General features: G+C 66.9%; 4 protein-coding genes and 1 pseudogene. All 5 read right to left on the bottom strand.

Going from position 1 to position 4,984, the window contains the following annotated elements; genetic code table 11:
• A partial coding sequence (locus UC32_RS19935) for a serine dehydratase beta chain (protein WP_045732908.1) occupies window positions 1–322 on the bottom strand: 322 nt, incomplete at its 3' end.
• A gap of 89 nt (window positions 323–411) precedes the next feature.
• Window positions 412–1,734, bottom strand: a complete 1,323-nt coding sequence (gene glyA, locus UC32_RS19930) for a serine hydroxymethyltransferase (protein ID WP_045732907.1) — start codon at window positions 1,732–1,734, stop codon at window positions 412–414.
• The gene (gcvH, locus tag UC32_RS19925) at window positions 1,731–2,114 is read right to left on the bottom strand and encodes a glycine cleavage system protein GcvH (protein ID WP_015935762.1); all 384 of its coding nucleotides are present in this window, start codon (window positions 2,112–2,114) and stop codon (window positions 1,731–1,733) included. The genes glyA and gcvH overlap by 4 nt, the downstream gene beginning before the upstream one ends.
• A 312-nt stretch (window positions 2,115–2,426) precedes the next feature.
• Complete coding sequence (gene gcvT / locus UC32_RS19920; protein ID WP_045732906.1) at window positions 2,427–3,575, bottom strand: glycine cleavage system aminomethyltransferase GcvT; 1,149 nt, start codon at window positions 3,573–3,575, stop codon at window positions 2,427–2,429.
• 11 nt (window positions 3,576–3,586) lie between these two features.
• Window positions 3,587–4,984 (bottom strand): annotated as a pseudogene (locus UC32_RS19915) (glycine dehydrogenase (aminomethyl-transferring)); the annotation flags it as partial.

The following is a 4,984-nucleotide window of genomic DNA, read 5'->3' as shown; positions in this document are numbered from 1 at the left end:
GCACACCCTCACCACCGGCACCGGCGAGGGTCAGTGTCCCGGTCTCGGCGATCGCCGCGAGCCGTTCCTCCACTTCCTCGGGAAGGATCAGCTCCGGATGGAACCCCTCCAACCCCAGCAGGACCGCGGTCATGGTCCCATGCCCATGCCCCGTCGCCGCCAGCGACCCGTACAAATCCACCCGCAACGAAGCCACCCGGGACAAAACCCCGGAACCCTTGAGCTCCTCCGCAAAAACAGCAGCGGCCCGCATCGGCCCCACAGTATGAGACGACGAAGGCCCAATACCGATCGAAAACAGATCAAAGACGCCAACAGCCATGACGGGGTTTCCTAACTAAAAACAATGATCGGGCGGGTTTCGGCAGGCTCAACCACCGGTGGTTGAGCCTGCCGAAACCGATGGGAGGACTACAGCCCGGGGTAGAGCGGGTGGGCTGCGGCGAGGGTTTCGACTCGGTGACGCAGACCGGAAAGGTCGGCGTCGGCGTCGGCAATCAATGCTTCGGCGATGATGTCCGCAACTTCGCGGAAAGCGGCTTCGCCGAACCCGCGGGTCGCCAACGCCGGGGTGCCGATGCGCAGGCCGGAGGTGACCATCGGCGGACGCGGGTCGAAGGGCACGGCGTTGCGGTTGACAGTGATGTCAATCGCGGCCAGGCGGTCTTCGGCCTGCTGGCCGTTGAGTTCGCAGTTGCGAAGGTCAACCAGGACCAGGTGGACGTCCGTGCCGCCGGAGATGACGTTGATGCCTTTGGCGGTGACGTCCGGCTGGACCAGGCGCTCGGCCAGGATGCGGGAGCCGGTGAGGACGCGCTCCTGCCGTTCCTTGAATTCAGCCGAAGCCGCGATCTTGAATGCCACGGCCTTGCCGGCGATGACGTGCTCCAGCGGCCCGCCCTGCTGGCCCGGGAACACAGCCGAGTTGATCTTCTTGGCGATGTCGGCGTCGTTCGACAGGATGATGCCGCCGCGCGGACCGGCGAGGGTCTTGTGCGTGGTGGAGGTGACCACGTGGGCGTGCGGGACCGGGCTGGGGTGCAGGCCTGCTGCGACGAGGCCGGCGAAGTGCGCCATGTCCACCATCAGGTAGGCACCCACCAGATCCGCAATCCGGCGGAACTCGGCGAAGTCCAGTTGGCGGGCGTAGGCGGACCAACCGGCAACGATCAGCTGCGGCTTGGTCTCCAGCGCCAGGCGCTCCACTTCCGCCATGTCGATGGTGTGGGTGTCTTCGCGGACCTGGTAGGGCACCACGTTGTAGAGCTTGCCGGAGAAGTTGATCTTCATGCCGTGCGTCAGGTGTCCGCCGTGGGCCAGGTTCAGGCCCATGATGGTGTCGCCGGGCTTAATCAGCGCGTGCATCACCGAGGCGTTGGCCTGGGCGCCGGAGTGCGGCTGCACGTTCGCGTACTCCGCCCCGAACAGGGCCTTCACGCGGTCGATGGCGAGCTGCTCGATGACGTCCACGTGTTCGCAGCCGCCGTAGTAGCGCTTGCCCGGGTAGCCTTCGGCGTACTTGTTGGTCAGCACCGAGCCCTGTGCCTGCATCACGGCGGCGGCAGTGTGGTTCTCCGAGGCGATCATTTCCAGGCCGTCGCGCTGGCGTCCCAGTTCGTCGTCGATCTTCGCCGCGATCTCGGGGTCCAGTGCCGAGAGGTCGGCGTTCAGGCTGGGGGAGACCACCTGCTCGAAGGCGGTGACGGTGCCGATGCCTGCGGTCGCGGCGCTCACAGTTCGCCGCCGTTCGCTGCGGCGTATTCCTCGGCGGACAGCAGCGGGCCTTCTTCGGTGACGGACACCTTGAACAGCCAGCCGGCGCCGTAGGGGTCGCTGTTGATGAGGGCGGGGTCGGACACTACGCCGTCGTTGATCTCGGTGACCTCGCCGGTGACGGGGGAGTAGAGGTCCGAAACGGACTTGGTGGATTCCACCTCGCCGCAGGTTTCGCCGGCGGTCACGATGGAGCCAACCTCGGGCAGGTCCACGTACACGATGTCGCCCAGCGCGTCGGCGGCAACGGCGGAGATGCCGATCCCTGCCGGACCGGACCCGTCAACAGCAATCCACTCATGTTCGGCGGAGTACTTCAGTTCAGCTGCAACTTTGCTCATGATTTTTCCTGTTCGTTTGAAAACTTAGTTGTGGTCGGGAGTGGAGTTGGCAGGACATCCTCCACGTGCTCGGTCGCGAAGACGCCCGCTGAGCGGACGTGACGCTCCCTTAGACGCACGTTTCCGGATGCCCCGCCACCTCCAAGGGGCGGGCTGGCCGCGGTTTCCGAAAGCGTGCGTCAAAGCGACGAAGTGGGCCCACACCGTCCGGGTTCCCTGACCGAGCTTGCGAGGCTAGGGGGACGGTGGGGCGCAGCACGCGTGAAAATGCCGGTGCCGCCGGGCAAAGGCGACCACGGCGAGGCAGTCGGGCTACTTTTGGCGCTTGTAGAAGGGGAGTGCCACTACTTCGAAGCGTTCGGGCTTGCCGCGGAGGTCAACGTCAACGAGGGTGCCGGGTTCAGCGAATTCGACGTCGACGTAGGCCATTGCCACGGGGTAGCCGAGGGTGGGTGAGGGCTGGCCGGAGGTGACTTCGCCGATCAGGGTGCCGTCCTTGAGGACCGGGTAGTGGCCGCGGGCGGCGCGGCGGCCGGTCCCTTTCAGGCCAACGAGCTTCTGCCCGACGGTGGAGCCGACGCCTGCCGCCTTGAGGGCAGCCAGGGCTTCCTTGCCTACGAAGTCGCCTTCCTTGGACAGCGCGACGACGGGGCCCAGGCCGGCGGCGTACGCATTGACGCGCCGGGAGAGTTCGTTGCCGTAGAGCGGCATCCCGGCCTCCAGCCGGAGTGAGTCGCGGCACGCCAGGCCGGCGGGGATGAGGCCTGCGCCTTCACCGGCTTCCAGCAGCGCTTCCCACAGGGCCGGAGCTTCCAGGTTGCCCACGTAGATTTCGAAGCCGTCCTCGCCGGTGTAGCCGGTGCGTGCCACCAGCAGGTTCCGGATGGCTCCGCCGAAGCTGATGCCTACTTCCACGGCGGCGTAGTACTTCAGTTCCGTGACCAGGGAGTGCTGGCCGGCGGGGACCAGTTCCAGCAGGATCGCCTCGGCGGCGGGGCCCTGGACCGCAATCAGGGAGGTCTCGGCGGAGGCGTCCTCTACGGTCACGTCGAAGCCGGCGGCGCGTTCCTGCAGGGCCGCGGCCACCACCTTGGCGTTGCCCGCGTTCGGAACCACCAGGAACTTGGCTGTTCCGTCCGCAGCCGCGGGGAGGCGGTACGTGATGAGGTCGTCGATGATGCCGCCGTCGGTGTCGCAGATCAGTGAGTACTTGGCCTTGCCCACGGCGATGGCGGACAGCTTTCCGGCCAGGGCGTAGTCCAGGAAGGCGCCGGCCTCGGGTCCAGTGACCCAGACTTCGCCCATGTGCGATAGATCGAACAGGCCGGCAGCGTTGCGCACGGCGTGGTGCTCGGCCAGCTCCGAGCTGTACTTCAGGGGCATCTGCCAGCCGCCGAAGTCCGTAAAGGAGGCGCCGGCCTTTTTGTGCTGCTCGTAGAGAGCGGTGTAGTTCTCAGTCATGGGAGGTCCTTTTAGTTTTCGAATGCTTCGAGGGGCGGGCAGGAGCAGACCAGGTTCCGGTCGCCGGCGGCGCCGTCAATCCGGCCCACCGGCGGGAAGTACTTATCCTGCCGCAGCGACGGAACCGGGAAGACGGCCTGCTCGCGGGGGTAGGCGCGGTCCCAGTCGGAGCTGACGACGGCGGCGGCCGTGTGCGGTGCGTTGCGCACCGGCGATGCCTCCAGGGAGAAGTCGCCGGCCGCTACCTGCTCGATCTCGGCGTGGATGGTGATCATGGCCTCGATGAAGCGGTCGATCTCGGCCAGGTCCTCGGACTCCGTGGGCTCCACCATGAGGGTTCCGGCCACCGGGAAGGCCAGGGTGGGGGCATGGAAACCGTAGTCGATCAGGCGCTTGGCCACGTCCTCAGCCGTAACCCCGGTGCGGGCGGTCAGTTCGCGCAGGTCCAGGATGCACTCGTGCGCCACCAGCCCGCCTTCACCGGTGTAGAGCACGGGGTAGAACTCGTTCAGCCGGGCAGCGACGTAGTTCGCGGCCAGCAGCGCGGACTTCGTGGCCTCGGTCAGGCCCTGGCCACCCATCAGCTTCACATAGGCCCACGAGATCGGCAGGACACCGGCGGAACCGAACCGCGACGCCGAAATCGCCACGCCGTGGCCCTCCACTGTGCCCTCGGAGGAAGCGTTGTTGGCATCCCCCGGCATGAACGGTGCCAGGTGCGCCTTCGCAGCGACCGGGCCGACGCCGGGTCCGCCGCCGCCGTGCGGGATGCAGAAGGTCTTGTGCAGGTTCAGGTGCGACACGTCGCCGCCGAACTTGCCCGGCTGCGCCAGGCCCACCAGGGCGTTGAGGTTCGCACCGTCCACATAGACCTGGCCGCCCGCGGCGTGGACGGCGTCGCAGACGTCGGTGACGTCGCCGTCGTAAACACCGTGGGTGGAGGGGTAGGTGATCATGATGCAGGACAAGACGTCCTTATTCGCCTCGATCTTGGCCGTCAGGTCGGCGTGGTCGATGGTGCCGTCCGCCGCGGTCGCAACCACCACCACCTTCATGCCGGCCAGGACCGCGGACGCGGCGTTGGTGCCGTGCGCCGAAGCGGGGATCAGGCAGACGTTCCGCTGCTGGTCACCGCGGGAGTGGTGGTATCCGCGGATCGCCAGCAGCCCGGCGAGTTCGCCCTGGGATCCGGCATTGGGCTGGATGGACACCTGGTCGTAACCGGTGATCTCGGTCAGGTCCGCCTCGAGCCCGGCGATGAGTTCACGCCAGCCCTCGGTCTGGGAGTCCGGGGCGAACGGGTGGATGGAAGCGAACTCCGGCCAGGAGATGGCTTCCATCTCGGCGGTGGCGTTCAGCTTCATGGTGCACGAACCCAGCGGGATCATGGTGCGGTCCAGCGCCAGGTC

This window comes from Pseudarthrobacter chlorophenolicus (assembly GCF_000962805.1).
GTDB classification, from domain to species: domain Bacteria; phylum Actinomycetota; class Actinomycetes; order Actinomycetales; family Micrococcaceae; genus Arthrobacter; species Arthrobacter chlorophenolicus_A.
The sequence above is the reverse complement of the archived record's forward strand: the minus strand, read 5'-3'. Positions and strand labels throughout refer to the sequence as shown.

Coding starts and splice junctions, on each gene's coding strand:
- gcvH (WP_015935762.1), bottom strand. CDS start 2,114: ATGAGCAAAGTTGCAGCTGAACTGAAGTACTCCGCCGAACATGAGTGG.
- gcvT (WP_045732906.1), bottom strand. CDS start 3,575: ATGACTGAGAACTACACCGCTCTCTACGAGCAGCACAAAAAGGCCGGC.